This window comes from Escherichia sp. SCLE84 (genome assembly GCF_012584495.1).
Lineage (GTDB): Bacteria > Pseudomonadota > Gammaproteobacteria > Enterobacterales > Enterobacteriaceae > ECMA0423.
In genome coordinates this window covers 1,626,378-1,650,349 of sequence record NZ_CP051430.1, presented here as the reverse complement: position 1 = coordinate 1,650,349, position 23,972 = coordinate 1,626,378, and the positions used below count along the sequence as shown (strand labels likewise).

The 23,972-nt window shown below is 52.1% G+C and carries 16 protein-coding genes and 4 pseudogenes; 12 read left to right on the top strand and 8 right to left on the bottom strand.

Annotation, left to right across the window (positions count from 1 at the left end; genetic code table 11):
* Positions 1-4 precede the first annotated feature (4 nt).
* The 3 genes from kdpB to kdpF are packed head-to-tail and all read right to left on the bottom strand — an operon-like array spanning position 5 to position 3,838.
* A complete protein-coding gene (gene kdpB, locus HGD79_RS08220; protein ID WP_000087967.1) occupies positions 5-2,053 on the bottom strand; it encodes a potassium-transporting ATPase subunit KdpB in 2,049 nt (682 codons plus the stop codon).
* A 22-nt stretch (positions 2,054-2,075) separates the two neighbouring features.
* Positions 2,076-3,749 (bottom strand): potassium-transporting ATPase subunit KdpA, encoded by a 1,674-nt coding sequence (gene kdpA / locus HGD79_RS08215; RefSeq protein WP_000741137.1) that lies wholly within the window; start codon positions 3,747-3,749, stop codon positions 2,076-2,078.
* The gene (kdpF, locus tag HGD79_RS08210) at positions 3,749-3,838 is read right to left on the bottom strand and encodes a K(+)-transporting ATPase subunit F (protein ID WP_001272653.1); all 90 of its coding nucleotides are present in this window, start codon (positions 3,836-3,838) and stop codon (positions 3,749-3,751) included. Before kdpF ends, kdpA begins: the two co-directional genes overlap by 1 nt.
* A gap of 312 nt (positions 3,839-4,150) precedes the next feature.
* Here kdpF and HGD79_RS08205 point away from each other — a divergent pair, with 312 nt between their 5' ends.
* The 7 genes and pseudogenes from HGD79_RS08205 (at position 4,151) to phrB (ending at position 12,804) form a co-directional block, all read left to right on the top strand.
* On the top strand, positions 4,151-4,357 hold the full coding sequence (locus HGD79_RS08205; protein WP_000424924.1) for a YbfA family protein: 207 nt from the start codon (positions 4,151-4,153) through the stop codon (positions 4,355-4,357).
* Between the two features lie 242 nt (positions 4,358-4,599).
* Positions 4,600-8,799: pseudogene (locus HGD79_RS08200) on the top strand (RHS element core protein).
* Positions 8,796-9,365 carry a protein YbfC gene (gene ybfC, locus HGD79_RS08195; protein ID WP_021564973.1) on the top strand — a complete coding sequence of 190 codons (570 nt, stop codon included), beginning with the start codon at positions 8,796-8,798 and terminating at the stop codon, positions 9,363-9,365. The pseudogene HGD79_RS08200 and the gene ybfC overlap by 4 nt, the downstream one beginning before the upstream one ends.
* Positions 9,366-9,590: 225 nt before the next feature.
* Positions 9,591-9,827 (top strand): annotated as a pseudogene (locus HGD79_RS08190) (ISAs1 family transposase); the annotation flags it as partial.
* Positions 9,828-9,970: 143 nt separating this feature from the next.
* Positions 9,971-10,729 (top strand): annotated as a pseudogene (locus HGD79_RS08185) (ISAs1 family transposase); the annotation flags it as partial.
* Between the two features lie 150 nt (positions 10,730-10,879).
* A complete protein-coding gene (locus HGD79_RS08180) occupies positions 10,880-11,389 on the top strand; it encodes a YbgA family protein (RefSeq protein WP_001076004.1) in 510 nt (169 codons plus the stop codon).
* Positions 11,386-12,804, top strand: coding sequence for a deoxyribodipyrimidine photo-lyase (gene phrB, locus HGD79_RS08175; protein WP_000628039.1), 1,419 nt, complete (start codon positions 11,386-11,388; stop codon positions 12,802-12,804). Before HGD79_RS08180 ends, phrB begins: the two co-directional genes overlap by 4 nt.
* Positions 12,805-12,845: 41 nt before the next feature.
* Here phrB and dtpD read toward each other — a convergent pair whose 3' ends face one another.
* The gene (gene dtpD / locus HGD79_RS08170) at positions 12,846-14,327 is read right to left on the bottom strand and encodes a dipeptide permease DtpD (protein WP_001032700.1); all 1,482 of its coding nucleotides are present in this window, start codon (positions 14,325-14,327) and stop codon (positions 12,846-12,848) included.
* A 270-nt stretch (positions 14,328-14,597) separates the two neighbouring features.
* On the opposite strand from dtpD, the gene ybgI reads away from it, so the two are divergent.
* The 5 genes from ybgI to nei are packed head-to-tail and all read left to right on the top strand — an operon-like array spanning position 14,598 to position 18,497.
* A complete protein-coding gene (gene ybgI / locus HGD79_RS08165; protein WP_168848357.1) occupies positions 14,598-15,341 on the top strand; it encodes a radiation resistance protein YbgI in 744 nt (247 codons plus the stop codon).
* Between the two features lie 22 nt (positions 15,342-15,363).
* On the top strand, positions 15,364-16,020 hold the full coding sequence (gene pxpB, locus HGD79_RS08160; protein WP_168848356.1) for a 5-oxoprolinase subunit PxpB: 657 nt from the start codon (positions 15,364-15,366) through the stop codon (positions 16,018-16,020).
* Entirely contained in the window at positions 16,014-16,946 is a 933-nt protein-coding gene (gene pxpC, locus HGD79_RS08155; RefSeq protein WP_000912736.1) for a 5-oxoprolinase subunit PxpC, read from the top strand. Before pxpB ends, pxpC begins: the two co-directional genes overlap by 7 nt.
* Positions 16,936-17,670: a 5-oxoprolinase subunit PxpA gene (gene pxpA / locus HGD79_RS08150; RefSeq protein ID WP_000687142.1), complete on the top strand. Its 735-nt coding sequence runs from the start codon at positions 16,936-16,938 to the stop codon at positions 17,668-17,670. The genes pxpC and pxpA overlap by 11 nt, the downstream gene beginning before the upstream one ends.
* 35 nt (positions 17,671-17,705) lie before the next feature.
* Entirely contained in the window at positions 17,706-18,497 is a 792-nt protein-coding gene (gene nei, locus HGD79_RS08145) for an endonuclease VIII (RefSeq protein WP_001114025.1), read from the top strand.
* Here the strand turns inward: nei and HGD79_RS08140 are convergent.
* From HGD79_RS08140 to HGD79_RS08125, 4 genes and pseudogenes are all read right to left on the bottom strand, one after another.
* Entirely contained in the window at positions 18,494-19,540 is a 1,047-nt protein-coding gene (locus HGD79_RS08140) for an AbrB family transcriptional regulator (RefSeq protein WP_168848355.1), read from the bottom strand. The genes nei and HGD79_RS08140 overlap by 4 nt on opposite strands.
* A gap of 150 nt (positions 19,541-19,690) precedes the next feature.
* The gene (locus tag HGD79_RS08135) at positions 19,691-20,752 is read right to left on the bottom strand and encodes a fimbrial protein (RefSeq protein ID WP_001272424.1); all 1,062 of its coding nucleotides are present in this window, start codon (positions 20,750-20,752) and stop codon (positions 19,691-19,693) included.
* Positions 20,749-21,480: a molecular chaperone gene (locus HGD79_RS08130; RefSeq protein WP_000143529.1), complete on the bottom strand. Its 732-nt coding sequence runs from the start codon at positions 21,478-21,480 to the stop codon at positions 20,749-20,751. The genes HGD79_RS08135 and HGD79_RS08130 overlap by 4 nt, the downstream gene beginning before the upstream one ends.
* Before the next feature lie 14 nt (positions 21,481-21,494).
* A pseudogene (locus HGD79_RS08125) lies at positions 21,495-23,941 on the bottom strand (fimbria/pilus outer membrane usher protein).
* Positions 23,942-23,972: the final 31 nt, after the last annotated feature.

Genomic DNA, 23,972 nt, shown 5'->3' with positions numbered 1-23,972 from the left:
AACCTCACACCAGACCGCAAACGGTCAGCAGTAAATCAATGACTTTGATACCAATAAACGGCACCAGCAGCCCACCCAGACCGTAAATCCATAAGTTACGGCGCAACATGGCAGAAGCGGTAAGCGGTTTATAACTCACGCCTTTTAACGCCAGAGGAATCAAAAAGACGATAATCAAGGCGTTGAAAATGACCGCACTGAGAATGGCGGAGTCGGGCGAATGAAGGCGCATGATGTTCAGCGCATTTAACTGCGGATACGTTGCCGCGAACGCCGCCGGAATAATGGCGAAGTATTTCGCCACATCGTTGGCAATGCTGAAGGTGGTCAGCGAGCCACGGGTCATCAGCATCTGTTTGCCAATATGTACCACCTCGATCAACTTGGTCGGGTTAGAGTCGAGATCGACCATATTGCCCGCTTCTTTCGCCGCCTGAGTACCGGAGTTCATCGCCACCGCGACATCTGCCTGCGCCAGCGCTGGAGCATCGTTGGTGCCGTCGCCGGTCATCGCCACCAAACGGCCTTCCGCCTGATACTGACGAATCAATGCCAGCTTGGCCTCCGGTGTCGCTTCGGCGAGAAAATCATCGACGCCCGCTTCCGCAGCAATGGCGGCGGCAGTCAGACGGTTATCGCCGGTAATCATCACCGTTTTAATGCCCATTTTGCGCAGCTGGGCGAAGCGCTCTTTAATACCGCCTTTGACGATATCTTTCAGCGCAATAACGCCCAGCACACGGGAACCTTCCACCACCACCAGCGGCGTGGCCCCCTGACGCGCAACCTGATCGACTTTTTGATCAACATCGGTAGGGAAGTGACCGCCGTTAGCCTCAACATGGCGGCGAATGGCATCGACAGAACCTTTACGGATCATGCGGTTGTCGATGTTGATCCCGCTCATCCGGCTTTGCGCAGTAAACGGTACAAAGGTGGCATGGAGCGACTGCACATCGCGCTCGCGCAGGTTAAAACGTTGCTTGGCGAGGATCACAATACTGCGGCCTTCCGGCGTTTCATCAGCCAGCGAAGCCAGTTGTGCGGCGTCAGCCAGCGTTTTTTCATCCACGCCCTGCGCAGGGATAAACTCCGACGCCTGACGGTTACCGAGTGTGATGGTGCCGGTTTTATCCAGTAGCAGAACGTCAACGTCACCTGCCGCTTCAACTGCACGTCCGCTGGTGGCAATCACATTCGCGCCCAGCATCCGACTCATCCCGGCGACGCCGATCGCTGACAACAGGCCGCCAATAGTGGTTGGGATCAGACAGACCAGCAGCGCCACCAGTACCGTTACACTCACGGCATTACCGCCCCACGCGGAAAACGGCCACAGCGTGGCGGTTGCCAGTAAAAAGACGATGGTCAGAGCAATCAGCAGGATAGTCAGGGCAATCTCGTTCGGTGTTTTGCGTCGCTGTGCGCCTTCCACCATCGCGATCATCCGATCCAGAAATGTCTCACCGGGGTTAACGCTACACTCAATCACCAGCCAGTCAGAAAGAATACGCGTGCCGCCGGTGACGGAGGCAAAATCGCCGCCGGATTCACGGATCACCGGTGCCGATTCCCCGGTGATGGCGCTTTCATCGACCGATGCGCCGCCTTCAATGACTTCACCATCGCAGGGGATAATATCGCCAGCTTCTACCAGCACGATGTCACCTTTACGCAGTTGATCGGCAGGAACTTTGTCCGCCGCAGCGCCATATTTCGGCTCACGCAGCTTGCGGGCAAAGGCAGTTTTTTTCACCCCTTTAAGACTGTTGGCCTGCGCTTTACTGCGGCCTTCTGCCAGCGCCTCGGCGAAATTAGCGAACAGTACGGTGACCCACAGCCAGCCGCTAATTGCCGCGCTAAACAGCGCATTGCCAGGCATCGCACCGCTTGCCATCGCGATGCTAATACAGGTGGTCAGCAGACTGCCGATCCAGACGATAAACATCACCGGATTGCGCCATTGCGCCTGCGGGTTTAATTTTTTCACCGCTTCTTTCAGCGCCTGAACGACAAGTGTTGGTTCGAATAGCGCCAGTTGTTTACGACTCATATTCAGTGCTCACTCAATATCATCAGGAGAGATATTCCGCCACCGGACCAAGCGCCAGGGCAGGGATAAAGGTCAGTGCGCCAACCAGCAACACGGTTCCGATTAACAGGCCAACAAACAGCGGGCCGTGCGTTGGCAGCGTGCCGGAGCTGGCGGGTTGGCTCTTTTTACTCACCAGCGAACCGGCAATTGCCATCACCGGGATAATCACCCCGAAGCGACCGACAAACATGCAGAACGCCAGTAAACAGTTCCAGAACGGGGAGTTGGCGCTTAATCCGGCAAAGGCGCTGCCGTTGTTGTTAGCGGCGGATGACACGGCGTACAGCACTTCGCTAAAACCATGCGGGCCAGGGTTGAGCATGGCGCTACGTCCGGCGTCGGTCATCATTGCCAGCGCCGCGCCCATCAGCACCAGCGTCGGGGTAACCAGAATCGCCAGTGCAGTCAGTTTCATCTCGCGTACGTCGATTTTTTTACCCAGATATTCCGGTGTACGACCAATCATCAGCCCGGCAATAAACACCGCCAGCAGGACAAACAGCATCATGCCGTAAAGACCAGAACCGACACCGCCGAACACCACTTCACCAATTTGCATCAGCCACATCGGCACCATGCCACCGAGAGCGGTAAACGAATCATGCATCGCAATCACCGCGCCACAGGAAGCCGCCGTAGTCACGACCGCAAACAGGCTACTGACCAGCACGCCGAAACGGCTCTCTTTACCTTCCATATTGATGCTGCTGTCTGCGCCGAGCGCCAGCAGATGAGGATTACCCTGAACTTCTGCCCACATCACCACGCCTACGCAGATGACAAAAATCACTGACATCGCCCACAGCAACATGCGCCCCTGGCGGCGATCGCCCGTCACTTCACCAAAGGCAAAGCACAGCGCCGTTGGGATCAAGAAGATCGCCAGCATCTGCACGAAGTTGGTCAGTGCGGTTGGGTTTTCAAACGGATGCGACGAGTTGGCATTAAAGAAGCCACCGCCGTTAGTACCGAGCATCTTGATCGCTTCCTGAGAAGCTACAGGCCCCATGGGTAACAGCTGTTGCGCTCCTTCAACGGTATTCACAGCCTGATAAGGCTGAAAGTTTTGCAGCGCACCTTGTTGAATAAAAAACAGTGCGATCAACAACGCCACAGGGACGAGCACCCATAACGTGATGCGTAGCAGATCGACCCAGGCATTCCCGAGTGTGCTCATGCTCTGGCGGGTAAACGCACGGATGAGGGCAAAAATCACCGCAATCCCGCTGGCGGCAGAAAGAAAGTTTTGCACCGTTAAGCCAGCCATCTGGCTGAAATAGCTCAACGTGGTTTCACCGCTGTAAGATTGCCAGTTGGTATTCGTGACAAAGCTGACGGCGGTATTCAGCGCCAGATCCCACGACAGCCCCGGCAACTGCTGTGGATTAAGCGGCAGATAGTGCTGACCGAGCAACATAAAAAACAGCACCGCCAGCCCCAGCATGTTCAGGCCGAGAATGGCACAAAGATATTGCTTCCAGTTCATCTCACGGTCAGAGACGCCAAGTGCGCGAAAAAGTACGCGCTCAACGCCCGTTGTACCGGGAAGAGGAATGTCATTAATCAGCCGCGCCAGCCCGCTGCCTAAAGGACGTGCCAGCACCATTAACACCAGTAAAAACGTGGCGATCAGTAAGAACCCTTGCGCAGCCATCAGAACGCCTCCGCATTGATCAGGGCATAAACCAGATAACCCAGTAATAAAAACACCAGCAATACGCCGGTTATCACGCCTGCACTCACAGTGCACCTCCAGTGGCCTAAAAGTGATACCGGAAGGGTAGAATTCTGGCTGCAAAGATTTCGCAAAAATCTGCGGGCGGGGTGTAAAAAAAGTATAAAAATGGCAAAAGCCATGATTTAACTAATGTTTAGTATTAATTTAACTTTTGTGTAACTTAATTACAGGATGAATGTAAATAAACCATCAATAAGCAAAAATAAGTGGTCGGATGAGTAGTAAAATTACACAAAAGGCGGTACTATTTTCATCAGATAAACAAATTCATTTTTCCGGTGCCATTCACCGGGTAGATACAAAAGGGGGAGAAAAGTATGGAACTCTACAGAGAATATCCTGCATGGCTTATCTTTTTACGCCGTACTTATGCGGTTGCAGCGGGCGTTCTGGCGCTGCCTTTCATGCTTTTCTGGAAAGACCGCGCCCGCTTTTACAGCTACCTGCATCGCGTCTGGTCGAAAACCAGCGATAAACCGGTGTGGATGGATCAGGCCGAAAAGGCAACTGGTGATTTTTATTGATTGCTGAGTTTTGAATACATTGAAAACCGCCAGCGGAAACGCTGGCGGTTTTTTGTATCAGGAAGATGTTCAGAGGAATATTTAGACATCGTTATACCAATCGAAACATATATTCATGAAATATATATAAATATTTTCCTAATTGTTCTTATCTGACAGATATCTCACTTAAGGCTTTCTTATAAATCTGTAGGGTTTCGCCTGTCAGCAGACAAATAACCCGATAAAACAAGGATGAGCAGATGAGCGGAAAACCGGCGGCGCGTCAGGGCGACATGACGCAGTATGGCGGTAGCATTGTTCAGGGTTCAGCCGGGGTGCGCATCGGTGCCCCAACCGGTGTGGCCTGTTCGGGGTGCCCCGGCGGGGTGACGTCCGGCCATCCGGTCAATCCGCTGCTCGGTGCAAAGGTCCTTCCCGGTGAAACCGACATCGCCCTGCCCGCCCCGCTGCCGTTCATCCTCTCCCGCACCTACAGCAGTTACCGGACAAAAACGCCCGCGCCGGTGGGGAGCCTCGGCCCCGGCTGGAAAATGCCTGCGGATATCCGCTTACAGCTGCGCGATAACACACTGATACTCAGTGATAACGGCGGCAGAAGCCTGTATTTTGAGCACCTGTTTCCCGGTGAGGACGGTTACAGCCGCAGCGAGTCACTGTGGCTGGTGCGCGGCGGCGTGGCGAAACTGGATGAAGGTCACCGGCTGGCCGCACTCTGGCAGGCGCTGCCGGAAGAACTCCGCTTAAGTCCGCATCGTTATCTGGCGACAAACAGTCCGCAGGGGCCGTGGTGGCTGCTCGGCTGGTGTGAGCGGGTGCCGGAAGCGGATGAGGTGCTGCCTGCGCCGCTGCCGCCGTACCGGGTACTGACCGGGCTGGTGGACCGCTTCGGGCGCACACAGACGTTCCACCGCGAAGCCGCCGGTGAATTCAGCGGCGAAATCACCGGCGTGACGGATGGTGCCGGGCGTCACTTCCGGCTGGTACTGACCACGCAGGCGCAGCGGGCAGAAGAAGCCCGGCAGCAGGCCATTTCCGGCGGGACGGAACCGTCCGCTTTTCCTGATACCCTGCCGGGTTACACCGAATATGGCCGGGACAACGGCATCCGTCTGTCTGCCGTGTGGCTGACGCACGACCCGGAATACCCGGAGAATTTACCTGCCGCGCCGCTGGTGCGCTATGGCTGGACGCCGCGCGGCGAACTGGCGGCAGTGTATGACCGCAGCAATACACAGGTGCGCAGCTTTACTTACGATGATAAATACCGGGGCCGGATGGTGGCGCACCGTCACACGGGCCGACCGGAAATCCGTTACCGTTACGACAGCGACGGGCGGGTGACAGAACAGCTAAACCCGGCAGGCTTAAGCTACACGTATCAGTATGAGAAAGACCGCATCACCATCACCGACAGCCTGGACCGCCGTGAAGTGCTGCACACGCAGGGCGAAGCCGGGCTGAAGCGGGTGGTGAAAAAGGAACACGCGGACGGCAGCGTCACGCAGAGTCAGTTTGACGCCGTGGGCAGGCTCAGGGCACAGACGGATGCCGCAGGCAGGACAACAGAGTACAGCCCGGATGTGGTGACGGGCCTCATCACGCGCATAACCACGCCGGATGGCAGGGCATCGGCGTTTTACTATAACCACCACAACCAGTTAACGTCAGCCACCGGGCCTGACGGGCTGGAATTGCGCCGGGAATATGATGAATCCGGCCGTCTGATTCAGGAAACCGCCCCTGACGGCGATATCACCCGCTACCGTTATGATAATCCACACAGTGACCTCCCCTGCGCAACGGACGATGCCACCGGCAGCCGGAAAACCATGACGTGGAGCCGTTACGGTCAGTTGCTGACCTTCACTGACTGTTCCGGTTATGTAACCCGCTATGACCATGACCGTTTTGGTCAGGTGACGGCGGTGCACCGCGAGGAAGGCCTGAGCCAGTACCACGCATACGACAGCCGTGGACAGTTAACTGCGGTGAAAGACACGCAGGGCCATGAAACGCGGTATGAATACAACGCCGCCGGTGACCTGACCACCGTCATTGCCCCGGACGGCAGCAGAAACGGGACACAGTACGATGCGTGGGGAAAAGCCATCTGTACCACGCAGGGCGGTCTGACGCGCAGTATGGAATACGATGCTGCCGGACGGGTCATCCGCCTGACCAGTGAAAACGGCAGCCACACCACCTTCCGTTACGATGTACTCGACCGGCTGATACAGGAAACCGGCTTTGACGGCCGCACACAGCGTTATCACCACGACCTGACCGGCAAACTTATCCGCAGCGAGGATGAGGGGCTGGTCACCCACTGGCACTATGACGAAGCAGACCGCCTCACGCACCGCACCGTGAATGGCGAAACCGCAGAGCAGTGGCAGTATGACGAACGCGGCTGGCTGACAGACATCAGCCATATCAGCGAAGGGCACCGGGTGACGGTGCATTACGGGTATGATGAGAAAGGCCGGCTGACCGGTGAGCGTCAGACGGTGCATCACCCGCAGACGGAAGCACTGCTCTGGCAGCATGAGACCAGACATGCGTACAACGCGCAGGGGCTGGCGAACCGCTGTATACCGGACAGCCTGCCCGCCGTGGAATGGCTGACCTACGGCAGCGGTTACCTGGCAGGCATGAAACTCGGCGACACACCGCTGGTGGAGTACACCCGCGACCGCCTGCACCGGGAAACGCTGCGCAGCTTCGGCCGTTATGAACTCACCACCGCTTATACCCCTGCCGGGCAGTTACAGAGCCAGCACCTGAACAGCCTGCTGTCTGACCGCGATTACACCTGGAACGACAACGGCGAACTCATCCGCATCAGCAGCCCGCGCCAGACCCGGAGTTACAGCTACAGCACCACCGGCAGGCTGACCGGCGTTCACACCACCGCAGCGAATCTGGATATCCGCATCCCGTATGCCACAGACCCGGCAGGTAACCGCCTGCCCGACCCGGAGCTGCACCCGGACAGCACCCTCAGCATGTGGCCGGATAACCGTATCGCCCGTGACGCGCACTATCTTTACCGGTATGACCGTCACGGCAGGCTGACAGAGAAAACCGACCTCATCCCGGAAGGGGTTATCCGCACGGATGATGAGCGGACTCACCGGTACCATTACGACAGTCAGCACCGGCTGGTGCACTACACGCGGACACAATATGCAGAGCCGCTGGTCGAAAGTCGCTATCTTTACGACCCGCTGGGCCGCAGGGTGGCAAAACGGGTGTAGCGGCGTGAACGGGACCTGACGGGCTGGATGTCGCTGTCACGGAAACCGCAAGTGACCTGGTACGGCTGGGACGGCGACCGGCTGACCACGATACAGAACGACAGGAGCCGCATCCAGACGATTTATCAGCCGGGGAGCTTCACACCACTCATCAGAGTTGAAACTGCCACCGGTGAACTGGCCAGAACGCAGCGCCGCAGCCTGGCGGATGCGCTTCAGCAGTCCGGCGGCGAAGACGGTGGCAGTGTGGTGTTCCCGCCGGTGCTGGTGCAGATGCTCGACCGGCTGGAAAGTGAAATCCTGGCTGACCGGGTGAGTGAGGAAAGCCGCCGCTGGCTGGCATCGTGCGGCCTGACCGTGGAGCAGATGCAAAACCAGATGGACCCGGTGTACACGCCGGCGCGAAAAATCCACCTGTACCACTGCGACCATCGCGGCCTGCCGCTGGCGCTTGTCAGCACGGAAGGGGCAACAGAATGGTGCGCAGAATATGATGAATGGGGCAACCTGCTGAATGAAGAGAACCCGCATCAGCTGCAGCAGCTTATCCGGCTGCCGGGGCAGCAGTATGATGAGGAGTCCGGCCTGTATTACAACCGCCACCGCTATTATGACCCGCTGCAGGGGAGGTATATCACTCAGGATCCGATTGGGCTGAAGGGGGGATGGAATTTTTATCAGTATCCGCTGAATCCGGTTCAGTATATAGATTCAATGGGACTGGCATCAAAATATGGACACTTAAATAATGGCGGATATGGAGCGAGACCCAACAAACCGCCTACGCCCGATCCAAGTAAATTGCCGGACATAGCGAAACAATTAAGACTGCCATATCCTATTGACCAGGCCAGTAGTGCGCCTAATGTTTTCAAAACATTCTTCAGAGCATTAAGCCCTTACGACTACACACTGTATTGCAGGAAGTGGGTAAAACCAAATCTGACTTGTACGCCACAGGATGATTCCCAGTATCCAGGGATGGATACAAAGACAGCAAGTGATTACCTGCCACAGACAAATTGGCCAACAACTCAATTACCACCAGGATATACTTGTGCAGAACCCTATTTATTCCCAGACATTAATAAACCCGATGGGCCAGCAACAGCAGGGATAGATGATTTGGGTGAAATTTTAGCTAAGATGAAACAGAGAACATCGAGAGGAATAAGAAAATGAAAAGAGTTTTGTTCTTTTTGCTGATGATATTTGTTAGTTTTGGTGTTATAGCTGATTGCGAAATACAAGCTAAAGATCATGATTGTTTTACTATTTTCGCTAAGGGTACTATTTTTTCCGCGTTTCCTGTCTTAAATAATAAAGCCATGTGGAGATGGTATCAGAATGAGGACATCGGTGAGTATTATTGGCAAACAGAACTGGGTACATGTAAAAATAATAAATTCACACCAAGCGGGGCGAGACTCTTAATTCGCGTCGGGTCACTACGCTTTAATGAAAATCATGCCATCAAAGGAACGTTGCAGGAGTTGATAAATACAGCAGAAAAAACGGCGTTTCTCGGCGATCGGTTTAGAAGTTATATAAGAGCGGGTATCTATCAAAAAAAGAGCAGTGATCCAGTTCAGTTGTTGGCAGTCCTTGATAATTCAATCATGGTAAAATATTTTAAAGATGAGAAACCAACTTATGCTCGAATGACAGCACATCTCCCGAACAAAAATGAGTCTTACGAATGTTTAATAAAGATACAGCATGAACTAATTCGTAGTGAAGAGAAATAAAATCTCTTCCTGAGAAAACAAATTAATCATTGTGAAAAATTATATAACTCATGGAATAGGTGTTTATTTTGCGTTCCATTTGCAGGGAAAGATCACGTAACGCTACTTTTTTGTACTAAATAATTCGAATTTTAAGTTCAACAATTGAGATACTACTTATTGTCTAAAGCTGTTTTTCATAGCTTATACATGATCAAATACTCCTTACATAAATAAGGTGAACAAATGGAACTTAAAAAATTGATGGAACATATTTCTATTACACCCGATTACAGACAAGCCTGGAAAGTGGTGCATAAATTGTCAGATATTCTACTGTTGACTATTTGTGCCGTTATTTCTGGTGCAGAAGGTTGGGAAGATATAGAGGATTTCGGGGAAACACATCTCGATTTTTTGAAGCAATATGGTGATTTTGAAAATGGTATTCCTGTTCACGATACCATTGCCAGAGTTGTATCCCAGGGAAAGATCACGTAACGCTACTTTTTTGTACTAAATAATTCGCATTTTATGTTTAAAAATTGAGATATTCCTTATTACCTAAAGCTGTTTTTCATAGCTTATACATGATCAAATACTCCTTACATAAATAAGGTGAACAAATGGAACTTAAAAAATTGATGGAACATATTTCTATTATTCCCGATTACAGATAAGCCTGGAAAGTAGAGCATAAATTGTCAGGCATCCTACTATTGACTATTTTTGCCGTTATTTCTGGTGCAGAAAGTTGGGAAGATATAGAGGATTTCGGGGAAACACATCTCGATTTCTTGAAGCAATATGGTGATTTTGAAAATGGTATTCCTGTTCACGATACTATTGCCAGAGTTGTATCCTGTATCAGTCCTGCAAAATTTCACGAGTGCTTTATTAACTGGATGCGTGATTGCCATTCATCAAATGATAAAGACGTCATTGCAATTGATGGAAAAACGCTCCGGCACTCTTATGACAAGAGTCGCCGCAGGGGAGCGATTCATGTCATTAGTGCGTTCTCAACAATGCACAGTCTGGTCATCGGGCAGATCAAGACGGATAAGAAATCCAATGAGATCACAGCTATCCCAGAACTTCTTAACATGCTGGATATTAAAGGAAAAATCATCACAACCGATGCGATGGGTTGCCAGAAAGATATTGCAGAGAAGATACAAAAACAGGGAGGTGATTATTTATTCGCTGTAAAAGGAAACCAGGGGCGGCTAAATAAAGCCTTCGAGGAAAAATTTCCGCTGAAAGAATTAAATAATCCCAAGCATGACAGTTACGCAATTAGTGAAAAGAGTCACGGCAGAGAAGAAACCCGTCTTCATATTGTTTGCGATGTCCCTGATGAGCTTATTGATTTCACGTTTGAATAGAAAGGGCAGCTATGGTTAGAAACTACCTGACGTCAGTCCTTGCGGGGAGCAGGCTTTCGTAAATTTGTCCTGCTACAACAGGATTAACTTCACAAATATCATTTCTCAACGTCTACACTTACTCCTGTAAACCGTTCAGGAGCAGTAATGAATCAGCAACGATTTGATGACAGCACCCTAATCCGTATCTTCGCCCTTCATGAGTTACATCGACTGAAAGAACATGGCTTAACGCGCGGGGCGCTTCTCGATTATCACAGCCGCTATAAACTCGTCTTTCTGGCGCATTCTCAGCCGGAGTACCGCAAACTTGGCCCGTTCGTGGCTGATATTCACCAGTGGCAAAATCTGGATGATTTTTACAACCAGTACTACCAACGCGTAATTGTTTTGCTTTCTCATCCCGCCAACCCGCGCGATCACACCAACGTTTTGATGCACGTTCAGGGTTATTTTCGCCCGCATATTGATTCCACAGAACGCCAGCAGTTGGCGGCGCTTATCGACAGTTATCGCCGTGGCGAGCAACCACTTCTTGCGCCGCTGATGCGTATCAAACACTATATGGCGCTTTATCCTGACGCCTGGCTTTCAGGGCAGCGTTATTTCGAACTTTGGCCGCGTGTGATTAACTTGCGCCATTCAGGAGTTTTATGATTACCCATCTGGTCTGGTTTCGCCAGGATTTACGTCTGCACGATAATCTCGCACTGGCTGCCGCCTGCCGCAATTCGTCTGCACGCGTGCTGGCGTTATATATCGCTACACCACGCCAGTGGGCGACGCATAACATGTCGCCGCGTCAGGCTGAACTTATCAATGCTCAACTGAATGGGCTACAAATAGCGCTTGCGGAAAAAGGTATTCCTTTATTGTTCCGTGAAGTGGATGACTTTGTCGCCAGTGTCGAAATAGTTAAACAGGTGTGCGCGGAAAACAGCGTTACCCACCTGTTTTATAACTATCAGTATGAAGTGAATGAGCGGGCGCGGGATGTGGAAGTTGAAAGAGCGCTGCGTAACGTGGTGTGTGAAGGATTTGATGACAGCGTGATCCTGCCGCCTGGCGCGGTGATGACCGGTAATCACGAGATGTACAAAGTCTTTACGCCTTTTAAGAATGCCTGGCTGAAACGGCTGCGGGAAGGGATGCCGGAGTGTGTCGCTGCGCCAAAAGTTCGTAGTAGCGGATCGATAGAGCCCGCGCCATCCATTACGCTGAATTATCCTCGTCAGTCTTTCGATACTGCGCATTTCCCGGTGGAAGAAAAAGCGGCGATTGCGCAATTACGCCAGTTTTGCCAGAACGGTGCCGGAGAATATGAGCAACAACGAGATTTTCCGGCAGTGGAAGGCACCAGTCGTTTGTCCGCCAGCCTGGCAACGGGCGGGTTATCGCCTCGCCAGTGTTTGCATCGCTTGTTGGCGGAACAGCCGCAGGCGCTGGACGGTGGGGCCGGTAGTGTCTGGCTTAGTGAGCTGATCTGGCGCGAGTTCTACCGTCATCTGATGACGTATTACCCCTCGTTGTGTAAACATTGTCCGTTTATTGCCTGGACGGATCGTGTGCAGTGGCAAAGCAATCCCGCACATTTACAGGCCTGGCAGAAAGGCAAAACGGGATACCCGATTGTTGATGCCGCTATGCGTCAGCTTAACAGTACTGGCTGGATGCATAACCGGCTACGGATGATTACAGCCAGTTTTCTGGTGAAAGATTTGTTGATCGACTGGCGCGAAGGCGAGCGATATTTCATGTCGCAGCTGATTGATGGTGATTTGGCAGCTAATAACGGTGGCTGGCAGTGGGCGGCTTCTACGGGTACTGATGCTGCGCCGTATTTTCGTATTTTCAATCCGATAACTCAGGGCGAGAAATTTGACCGTGAGGGCGAGTTTATCCGCCGATGGTTACCGGAGCTGCGCGATGTACCAGGGAAAGCGGTGCATGAGCCGTGGAAGTGGGCGCAGAAAGCAGGTGTGATGCTGGATTATCCGCAACCGATAGTTGATCACAAAGAGGCAAGGCTGCGAACGCTGGCAGCGTACGAAGAAGCGAGGAAAGGAGCCTGATAAAACGCAGCGAGCGTTTTATCAGGTATGGTGCTGGCCTATTAAGATTCCAGCGCCAGCGCGCGGTTTCTGAATTTCAGCGCCTGATACAGCCAAATCATCAGTACCAGTCCTACACACGCCAGTGCGCCCCAGGTAATTTGATCAAATACTTCAATATATGCATTGATGGAGTAGTTGATCGCCCCGGAAGCATCAAACGAAGCCTGCGATGTCTGATCGGCAATCACGCCCGCGAGATAGTTCGCAATCGCGCCGGAAAGCAGCATATAAATGCCGGTTAATACGCCGGTCACACCGGGGATTTCAATGCGCGTAATTTGCGACATGGCAACCGGGTCGATAAACAGTTCCGCAAAGCCCATCACCGCCAGGCCTAATACCATCAGTGGCAGAGAAGAGTGACCATACATTGAGGACCAGCGGGCGCTTAAGGTCAGAATGCAGAACCCGGCGCTCATCAGGCCGAGACCAAGAGCAAATTTTCCCCAGATGCGCACGGTACGATTACCTGCGACGCTTTCTTTAACCACCCACGCCAGGAACACACCGCACAGCATAACTGCGAAGGCATTAATCGACTGGAACATAGCAGTCGGAACGGTATAACCAAACATATCGCGGTTAACGAAGCGGTCGATATAAAGGCTAATCGAGCTGCCGCCCTGTTGTGCGAAGGCCCAGAACAACATACTGAAGAAGGTGAGCGTCACAATCAGCCCCAGCTCCTTACGCTGTTTCTGGTTTTCTGCTTTGCGATAAATTTTTGCCAGTACACCCAGGCCAATAATAGTCGCGACAATTAAGGCGTATACCGACCACTCTTTCCAGAACAATACGGTAATCAGCGCAGGCGTTGCCACCAGCAGAACCAGCAGCCATCCCCAGTTAGGCAGGAGAAAGTTTGTCGCACGCAGTACTTTTTTATTAACGCCGCGGGTATGTGTGAAATGACGATTGCCACATAAGAAAATGACCAGACCCGCGATCATACCCACCGCCGCCAGGCCAAAGCCCATCGCCCAGCTGTACTCTTCCTGGGCGTAACCACAGGCGATAGGTGCGATAATAGACCCCACGTTACCCGCTGCATACATCAGCGAGAAACCGCCATCACGACGCGGATCGGTTGGCTCATACAGCTCGCCGAGCAGGCAACTGACATTGGATTTAAACAGACCATAGCCACAAACGATAATCGCCAGGGACAGATAGAGGAATGACGGATGGATCTCACTGGCACCCAGCACCACATGACCGATCGCCATCAACAACGCCCCCAGCATCACCGCCATGCGATTGCCGAGAACTTTATCCGCCAAAAAGCCACCGAGGATTGGCGTGACATACACCAGCGAACAGTAGGCGCTAAATAACTCGTAGGCGTGAGTATCGTTGTATTTTAGTTGATTGGTGAGATAGAGAATCAGCAGGGCACGCATGCCGTAAAAGCTAAAATATTCCCAGATTTGCAGCGCAACGACATAGTAAATAGCGCGCGGTTGTGATGCGTGTTTATTCATAATAATTCCACAATTGACGGCAACGTCACGTAATAGTTGCGCGGCGTGCTTGTGTTTCCTTAAAGTTAAAACTTTGATACAGATCTGATTATTTATGCAATATGCTGTCTGATTGCATAAATATACATTAGCTGAAGCGTGATGATATAAACAATTTGCGTCTTTTGGCGTCGGGTTTGTTTCTTAATATGTCAAAAGATTGGCTATCGACGAACAGGCGAGGTAACGCTATGTTAACGGTGTAGCTATCAGAATACGGAAGGCGCGAAGATGAAAAACACCGAACTGGAACAACTGATTAACGAAAAACTGAACAGCGCGGCGATTAGTGATTACGCGCCGAATGGTTTGCAGGTGGAAGGCAAAGAGACGGTGCAAAAAATTGTTACCGGTGTCACCGCCAGCCAGGCTTTGCTCGATGAGGCAGTGCGTCTGGGCGCGGATGCGGTCATTGTGCATCATGGCTACTTCTGGAAAGGAGAGTTTCCGGTCATTCGCGGAATGAAGCGTAACCGTTTAAAAACGTTGCTGGCGAATGATATCAACCTGTATGGCTGGCATTTGCCGCTTGACGCACATCCTGAGCTGGGCAATAACGCACAGCTGGCGGCGTTACTGGGGATCACGGTCATGGGCGAAATTGAGCCGTTGGTGCCGTGGGGAGAGCTGACCATGCCTGTGCCGGGACTGGAACTAGCCTCCTGGATTGAAGCGCGTCTGGGACGTAAGCCGTTATGGTGTGGCGATACCGGACCTGAGGTGGTCCAGCGCGTCGCCTGGTGCACGGGCGGCGGGCAAAGTTTTATCGATAGCGCCGCGCGTTTTGGCGTGGATGCTTTTATTACTGGCGAAGTTTCTGAACAGACCATTCATTCAGCCCGCGAGCAGGGGTTGCATTTTTATGCTGCAGGTCACCATGCCACTGAACGTGGTGGTATTCGCGCATTGAGCGAGTGGCTGAATGAAAATACCGATCTTGATGTGACCTTTATTGATATTCCTAATCCTGCATAACGAATAATCAGAGGGATCGAAAGTGCAACGAGCGCGTTGTTATCTGATAGGTGAAACGGCGGTAGTGCTGGAACTGGAACCGCCGGTGACGCTGGCTAGCCAGAAACGGATCTGGCGACTGGCGCAGCGTCTGGTGGATATGCTGAATGTGGTTGAAGCCATTCCCGGCATGAACAATATCACGGTGATTTTGCGTAATCCTGAGTCGCTGGCGCTGGATGCCATAGAGCGTTTGCAACGCTGGTGGGAGGAGAGCGAGGCCCTGGAACCTGAGTCTCGCTTTATTGAAATTCCGGTGGTTTACGGTGGTGCAGGCGGACCGGATTTGGCGGTGGTCGCGGCGCATTGCGGGTTGAGCGAAAAACAGGTTGTTGAATTGCACTCCTCCGTGGAATACGTGGTCTGGTTTTTAGGTTTTCAACCGGGCTTCCCGTATCTCGGGAGTTTGCCGGAACAACTACACACGCCACGGCGCGCTGAACCGCGCTTACTCGTTCCGGCAGGTTCTGTCGGGATCGGCGGGCCGCAGACTGGTGTTTATCCGCTGGCAACGCCGGGTGGCTGGCAGTTGATTGGTCATACCTCACTCAGCCTGTTTGATCCGGCGCGTGACGAACCCATCTTATTACGTCCGGGAGACAGCGTGCGCTTTGTACCGCAGAAGGAGGGAGTATGCTGAAGATTATTCGTGCGGGCATGTATACCACTGTGCAGGATGGCGGTCGTCACGGTTTTCGCCAGTCGGGTATCAGCCACTGCGGCGCACTGGATATGCCCGCGCTGCGCATTGCTAACCTGCTGGTGGGTAATGACGCCAATGCCCCCGCGCTGGAGATCACGCTCGGTCAGTTAACGGTTGAGTTCGAAACTGATGGGTGGTTTGCTCTGACAGGGGCCGGTTGCGAAGCGCGGCTGGATGATAATGCCGTCTGGACCGGCTGGCGATTGCCGATGAAAGCAGGCCAGCGTTTAACGCTTAAACGCCCGCAGCACGGGATGCGCAGTTATCTGGCGGTCGCGGGTGGTATTGATGTTCCGCCGGTAATGGGGTCATGCAGCACCGATCTCAACGTGGGGATTGGCGGGCTGGAAGGCCGTTTACTGAAGGATGGTGACCGACTCCCGATTGGCAAATCGAAGCGTGATTTTATGGAAGCGCAGGGCGTTAAACAGCTGCTGTGGGGCAACCGCATTCGCGCCTTGCCGGGGCCGGAATATCATGAGTTCGATCGCGCCTCGCAGGATGCATTCTGGCGTTCGCCCTGGCAGCTTAGCCCGCAAAGTAACCGCATGGGCTATCGCTTACAGGGGCAAATTTTAAAACGCACCACCGATCGCGAACTGTTATCTCACGGTTTGTTACCGGGTGTGGTGCAGGTGCCGCATAACGGGCAGCCTATTGTGTTGATGAACGACGCACAGACCACCGGTGGTTACCCGCGTATTGCCTGTATCATTGAGGCTGATATGTACCATCTGGCGCAAATTCCGCTCGGTCAGCCGATTCATTTTGTCCAGTGTTCACTGGAAGAGGCACTGAAAGCGCGGCAAGATCAACAACGTTATTTCGAACAATTAGCGTGGCGGCTACACAATGAAAATTGACCTGAACGCCGATCTGGGCGAAGGCTGCGCCAGCGACGCAGAGCTATTAACGCTGGTTTCCTCTGCCAATATTGCTTGTGGATTTCATGCAGGCGATGCCCAAACCATGCAGGCTTGCGTGCGTGAAGCAATAAAAAATGGTGTCGCGATTGGCGCTCACCCGAGTTTTCCCGACAGGGAAAATTTTGGTCGCAGCGCCATGCAGCTGCCGCCAGAAACCGTTTACGCCCAGACGCTGTATCAAATTGGCGCGCTGGCAACGATTGCCCGTGCGCAAGGCGGCGTAATGCGTCATGTCAAACCGCACGGCATGTTGTACAACCAGGCGGCGAAAGAAGCACAACTGGCAGACGCCATCGCCAGAGCGGTATACGCTTGCGATCCAGCATTGGTTCTCGTTGGGCTGGCAGGAAGCGAGCTGATTCGTGCAGGCAAGCAATATGGCCTGACAACGCGCGAGGAAGTGTTTGCCGATCGCGGTTATCAGGCTGACGGCTCGCTGGTGCCGCGAAGTCAGCCAGGCGCGTTGATTGAAAACGAAGAACAGGCGCTGGCGCAAACGCTAGAGATGGTGCAACACGGCAGAGTCAAAAGTATCACCGGCGAATGGGCAACGGTCACGGCGCAAACAGTCTGCCTGCATGGCGACGGCGAGCACGCACTGGCGTTCGCCCGCCGACTACGCTCTACATTTGCCGAAAAGGAGATTGTTGTCGCAGCATAACCCCGATTAATAAAGAATGAAAAAAGGATATCACCATGCCTGAAGGCCCGGAGATCCGCCGTGCAGCGGATAACCTGGAGGCGGCGATCAAAGGCAAACCACTAACTGATGTCTGGTTTGCCTTCCCGCAGTTAAAAACTTATCAATCACAACTTATCGGTCAACACGTTACCCATGTGGAAACGCGTGGTAAGGCGTTGTTAACTCATTTTTCCAACGACTTAACGCTCTACAGCCATAATCAGCTTTACGGCGTCTGGCGCGTGGTTGATACCGGCGAAGAGCCGCAGACCACGCGAGTATTGCGGGTAAAACTGCAAACGGCTGACAAAACCATTCTGCTTTATAGCGCCTCGGATATTGAGATGTTGAGGCCGGAACAACTGACCACGCATCCGTTTTTACAACGCGTTGGTCCCGATGTGCTGGATCCGAATCTGACGCCGGAGGTGGTAAAGGAACGGTTATTGTCACCGCGCTTTCGTAACCGTCAGTTTGCAGGATTACTGCTCGATCAGGCGTTTCTGGCTGGGCTTGGCAATTATTTGCGGGTGGAGATCCTCTGGCAGGTTGGGTTGACTGGAAATCATAAAGCGAAAGATCTCAATGCGGCGCAACTGGATGCACTCGCACACGCGTTACTGGAGATTCCTCGGTTTTCTTACGCTACGCGGGGGCAGGTGGATGAGAATAAGCATCATGGGGCGCTGTTTCGCTTTAAGGTTTTTCATCGTGATGGCGAACTGTGCGAACGCTGTGGCGGCATCATTGAGAAAACCACGTTGTCCTCGCGCCCGTTTTACTGGTGTCCAGGCTGCCAGCACTAGGCCGACCGCTTCGGCGCATAGGTTGAAATAAACCGCGCAATGGCTGGCCCCGTCAGCAAAATACTGAACAGGCGCAGGGTTTGCATCGCCATAATAAGCGCCATATCGGCATTGCTCCCTGCGGCGATGACCGCCACGGTATCAAGCCCGCCGGGACTGGTGGCGAGGTAGGCAGTCATAAAATCAATATGCATAAACCGGGTCAGCCCCCACGCCATACCCGCACAAATAGCCAGCAGAGCAAAAATCGACAGCAGGATTTGCGGTAGCGGGCGTAGTGCCCGCAGTAAGATTTGTTTATCGAAACCAAGACCAATCCGCCAGCCAATTGCCATATACGCCATCGCCAGCAGCCATTCCGGTAGTTCGATGGTGATGAGCTGACCAGACTGGAGCACTGCGCCCGCCAGCATCGGGATGAGCATCGTGCCGGAAGGAAGACGCAGCATGCATCCCGCCGTACCGGCAACGACTGCGAGCAAAATCGTAAGCAGGAGATTAATGCTCACTGGCGGGAACCAGACGATTTGCTGGTTAACCGCTTCAGCGTTATCACCCAGCATCATGCGGGTGACCGGAACAGCGGCCCCCGCGACGAACAGCACTCGCAGATATTGCATAAACGCCACCAGGCGAATATCTGCGCCGTAATCTTGCGCCATAGCGACCATTGCCGCTGCGCCGCCTGGAGAAGAACCCCAGGCACCGGTATTTCCAGGCAGTGAGCTATAGCGCACCAATAACCAACCCACGATGGCGCTGGAAAGCAGCGTCACCAGTAAAATAGCAAGCACGATCGGCCAGTTGGCGGCCAGCGTGGTGAGAATCGAACCAGTGAGGTTTTGCGCAATCATGCAGCCAAGAATGGCCTGCGCGGCGAGAAAAGCGGAGCGGGGAAGTTGCAGAGTAATTCCGCGCATACTGAAGATGATCCCGGCGATCATCGGCCCAAGTAATAGCGCCGCCGGGAGATGTACCGCGAGGAAACCAATAGAAAGGAGAAGTGATAGCACACATAACATTCCCCACTGCAAAACTGGCATCCTTCGCTCCCTCATTATTTTCTCTTTGGTGTATCGATACAGCATAAAGAAAGCCGGGCCAGGAAAAAATAACAGCAATCAAGGAAAGGGGAAAATCAGCAATTTTCTGAAAGAGATGCCCTTTCCGGCTGCAAAGGGCATCATGGCAAATCAGTTATAGTTAATTTTAAAAAGCACCACTGTATCGAAGGGCCCAGCCTCGATGGGGGTACCTGCAATGGACGAAAGTTCAGCTGTATAGGTTTTTTCGTAGACCAACATGTCGCTGGTGAAATCGGCGTATTCAGCATATTTATTGAAGGTATAAGGCGAGGCGTTTTCATCCAGCAAACGTAGCTTCAGACCATTACCAATCAACAATGCTTTATCTTCTTCAACCAACGTTTCTTCGGTATAAAAGGAGGAACTGACTTTAAATCCGTCGGTGCATTGGTCATTTTGTGATTTTGTCGTCTTAATACTGAATGTTTTCGACATTGTGTGGCGACGAATATCCAGCAAATTAAATTTACCAAAATCAATCACCTGTGTTTCCGGTGAAATGGAAAAATTGACGCTGCAATCCAGCACGCGAATGTTTTCCAGACCAGTAATATGATATTTCAGGTTTTGGGCAGTAGGGTCTTCGTTAACGCTACCGGCACCGTCAAATTGCACGACGATATAGTCGCTAAGCGTACTTTGATAATCATGCGGCGGCATTTCTCGTATTTTGACGTATAACCGCATGCGAGCGAGAAAGGTACGCGACATGTGAATATTAGCGGGATCACCCGAGCAAATTTTGTTCTGCCATCCCATCGCGATAATCTGCTCAGGGGTATAAATGTCAATGTTCTTACTGTCAATACACTGGTTAGTGTCGATGCGGCTTTTTCCCTGGTTGGCGTCATAATCAACGCCATTGTAAGTTACGCCGAGTTGATAATAGCGATCCTGCACCCCCGGGTAGGGGGTTACCCAGGCATAAACATGCTCACTTTCAAAATTGCCGTTGGTATTGTTGTCACAATAGACGGGAATTTTAATATCGTCAGATTCCCAAATCTTATCGCCGAGTTTGGCATTGCCTGGTACAGCAAAAGGTTGAATCGCTTCTGATTTTTCTACCGAGCCACCGGATGAACCAAAGTAGCAGTTCAGGGCAAGCGCAGACTTCAACGGCAGAAATAACAGACAGATGACGAGCAACACTCCCTTGCCAGCACTCATTTCTTCGCCTCCACGGCTTGTAAATGGCATTGTCCGCTGCAGTTGAGCGTCGTCATGCGTAACGCGCCGTAATCATCCATATAACCGAGATAAAACTGGCTGCCGCTATAATTTCCGGTGTTTGTGTTGACCGTACTAAAAGGCGCAACCATCACGGTTTTGAAGCCGGGGAGAACGCCTTTTTCATTTCGTCCCAGGTAGGCAATGGTCAGATAATACGCGGTAGGATTTTTCAGTGTCAGTTGGTTGCCCTGCTGGCTGACCTGTAACTGCAGTTCGACCTTTTCTCCTGCTTTCTTGCGTAATGCAGCCGGTCGCCAGAACACCTTGATACGACTCTGAATGGCGACTTGCAGAACGGCATGGTCGCTGTTTTTTTCCGGGGCGGGAGGAATTTCACGCATATTGTAGAAAAATAGCGTTTCGCGATCGCCCGGTAATTTTGTGGTCGAGGCTTGCTTTACTATCCGTACCTGCGTTGTTGCTTTCGGTTCCAGACGTTGTATCGGCGGTAGGGCGACCAGAAGATCATCGCTTTTCTCCCCTTTTTCATTTTCGAGCCAGGAATAAGCGAGGTAGGGGAGTTTATCGCTACGATTATCCACCCGCAAACTGGTAGCTTTATCATTAGCGTTAAACACAATACGAGTGCGATCGGGTTGTAGTGCAGCGTGGCTGCACAGACTGGCAACCAACAACAAAAGGGGTAGTCCTTTCATAAATGTCATTTTCATTTCCTTAATTAATGACAAGGTAAAATCAGGCGATTTGCGGTGTCTTCCATATGTTCAGGAAGATGGAGCGAGCAATGCTGGCTATCACCCCAGACCACGGTAAACTTTTGATTTTCAGCGACTCCGCTTAACCAGGCATGTCCTTCCTCGCCAACCATCCCCACGCTAATGCCGCTGTCATCCTGGCGGATATCCGCTCCGAGGGGAGGAAACTGACCGCTGGCGTTGCGAATGATGACGTTAACGTCTTTACCGGAACGGGAAGCCAGTGATTTGTAACCTATCGCGCCTTCAATCCACGTTTCTTTGATAACGTTTTCTGCAACTGTTACGCCGTCGGGTAAGTCATTCATGTTCACCGCCACGGTGGAAGGCTGGTAACTGGAAATCAACGGCACCACCGCAATGCCAAAATGGTTGGTGTAGTCGAGATTGCCCTGAACCGGAATATCTGCCACGCCATCGGTGCTGACCATCAGGCGTGGTTCATTGGTGGAGCTGCGGCGATGAAACGCTGCACCATATTGGGTTGCGGTGAAAGAACCGCTCCAGCTGCTGCTGACGGAACTGTAATCATTGGCGGCATAGGTACCAGAAATATCCCACTCACCCGCTGATAGTTACCGCTCACCTGGGCTCCATTGTCCGGACGGTCGGATTGCAGTCCGGCAGACATGCCCCAGCTATTACGTTCATCCAGCGTATCGTTCCACGACATGCGGTGTGTGGTGCTGTGGCTACTGTTTTGCATGTCATAGCCAACCCGACCACCGTTACCGAAGGGGAGCGAAATCGACAGGTAAATCTGGTTGTCGCGATCTTTATCTTCGTAATGGGTTGTATTGAATGACGTCGAAATAGAGATATCTCTCCAGTCACCAATATCAACATTAAAACCTGCCGTGATGTTGGCGGTCGTGGAGGCGTCTGCATTCCACCAGGTTTGATGTAGCAGGTTGGCGTAAAGATTGAGGTTTAGTGGGGTAATCGGTTGGCCCACAGATAAGCTGATCGTCTGTTTTTCGTCCTGCGCATCGCTGTCGTTGTATTTGTGATCCAGATAGTTGGCGTAGCTGTGAAAATGACGATCGGAGAAACGATAAGCGGCGAGGGAAATCGTGCTGTTGGTGGCATCCACTTGTTTGCTGTAATTAAAACGGTAGCTTAAGCCCCGCTCGTCCTGCTGAGTATCAAAGTGACTACTGGCCCACGTGACATCAAACGACAGCGCGCCAAGCCACAGCATATTTTGCCCGATACCTATTGCGGCAGAATGGTAGTCATCACCAGAAAGCAGCAGGCCGCCGTACAGCGAGGTGTTTGACAGCATCCCCCAGGAAACTTCATTGCTAAAAAAGGTTTCATTTTCAGTTTGATGTGACATGGAGGGCCGTGGCTGACCCGCGGCCAGTTTATAGCGAACCTGTCCCTGACGAGTCAGGAAGGGCGTCGATGCTGCCGAAACCTGGAAATTGTTCACCCGACCATCTTCTTCCGTCACTTTGACATCCAGTGTGCCCTGAACAGACTGATTAAGGTCGTCAATGATAAATGGGCCTGGTGGGACTTTTTTCTGGTAAATGACGCGGCCTGATTGACTGATCGTCACCGTGGCATTGGTCTGTGCAATACCGCTAATTTGTGGGGCGTAGCCGCGTAGTTCCCATGGCAACATTCGATCGTCACTTGCCAGTGCCGCGCCGGTATAAGAAAAACCGTCGAAAATATTGGAACTAAAATCCGTTTCGCCGAGGGTTAATTTTGAACCTAATTGCGGTAACGGGCGAAAAAGATAGGTACGTGATATTTCGCCTGACTGTTCATGGTTATCATCGCTATCAGTCTGATTCAACTGATAATCACTGCGTAAGCGCCATGCCCCCGTGTTGATTCCGGCTGTTCCATAGGCGTTAAGATTAGTGCTGCTGCTGCCATCCTGTGGGCGGTAGCTGCTGGCAAACAAGTTGTAATCCATCAGGACACCGGCGACACCTTCTTTCCATGTGGAGGGTGGGGTCCAGTTTTCTGAGTGCCACGCCAGCCAGGCTTGCGGAATGGTGATATTTAGTTGCTGATTGGCTTGATCGAAATTGAAGAGCATTTCAGGTCGGGAGCTAAAATCGACGCACTGATTTATCAATGGTAACGACTGACGGACTTCAGGTTTTAAGCCAAATTTATCGACCAGTAAATCATTGATGCACGGAATGGTTTTATCGTCATTTTTGTGCCAGTTAATCTTTTGCCCGTTACTGATTTGGTTATTATTTACCGCAACGCTAACAAAATACTCACCGGGAGCAATGACTCCTTTTTCCTTTAATAATGAAATATCAATGCGGTCGCGCATTGATTTATCGAGAACATTAAGGTTGAATTCGACCGCCAATGCGCAAGGCATCGCCACGACCAGGCAGGATACAAAAGAGAGTCGATAAATATTCACGGTGTCCATACCTGATAAATATTTTATGAAAGGCGGCGAT

Excerpts from the sequence above, each read along its gene's own strand:
- kdpB (WP_000087967.1), bottom strand. The coding sequence starts at position 2,053 with ATGAGTCGTAAACAACTGGCGCTATTCGAACCAACACTTGTCGTTCAG.
- kdpA (WP_000741137.1), bottom strand. The coding sequence starts at position 3,749 with ATGGCTGCGCAAGGGTTCTTACTGATCGCCACGTTTTTACTGGTGTTA.
- HGD79_RS08205 (WP_000424924.1), top strand. The coding sequence starts at position 4,151 with ATGGAACTCTACAGAGAATATCCTGCATGGCTTATCTTTTTACGCCGT.
- ybfC (WP_021564973.1), top strand. The coding sequence starts at position 8,796 with ATGAAAAGAGTTTTGTTCTTTTTGCTGATGATATTTGTTAGTTTTGGT.
- HGD79_RS08180 (WP_001076004.1), top strand. The coding sequence starts at position 10,880 with ATGAATCAGCAACGATTTGATGACAGCACCCTAATCCGTATCTTCGCC.
- phrB (WP_000628039.1), top strand. The coding sequence starts at position 11,386 with ATGATTACCCATCTGGTCTGGTTTCGCCAGGATTTACGTCTGCACGAT.
- dtpD (WP_001032700.1), bottom strand. The coding sequence starts at position 14,327 with ATGAATAAACACGCATCACAACCGCGCGCTATTTACTATGTCGTTGCG.
- ybgI (WP_168848357.1), top strand. The coding sequence starts at position 14,598 with ATGAAAAACACCGAACTGGAACAACTGATTAACGAAAAACTGAACAGC.
- pxpC (WP_000912736.1), top strand. The coding sequence starts at position 16,014 with ATGCTGAAGATTATTCGTGCGGGCATGTATACCACTGTGCAGGATGGC.
- pxpA (WP_000687142.1), top strand. The coding sequence starts at position 16,936 with ATGAAAATTGACCTGAACGCCGATCTGGGCGAAGGCTGCGCCAGCGAC.
- nei (WP_001114025.1), top strand. The coding sequence starts at position 17,706 with ATGCCTGAAGGCCCGGAGATCCGCCGTGCAGCGGATAACCTGGAGGCG.
- HGD79_RS08140 (WP_168848355.1), bottom strand. The coding sequence starts at position 19,540 with ATGCCAGTTTTGCAGTGGGGAATGTTATGTGTGCTATCACTTCTCCTT.
- HGD79_RS08135 (WP_001272424.1), bottom strand. The coding sequence starts at position 20,752 with ATGAGTGCTGGCAAGGGAGTGTTGCTCGTCATCTGTCTGTTATTTCTG.
- HGD79_RS08130 (WP_000143529.1), bottom strand. The coding sequence starts at position 21,480 with ATGACATTTATGAAAGGACTACCCCTTTTGTTGTTGGTTGCCAGTCTG.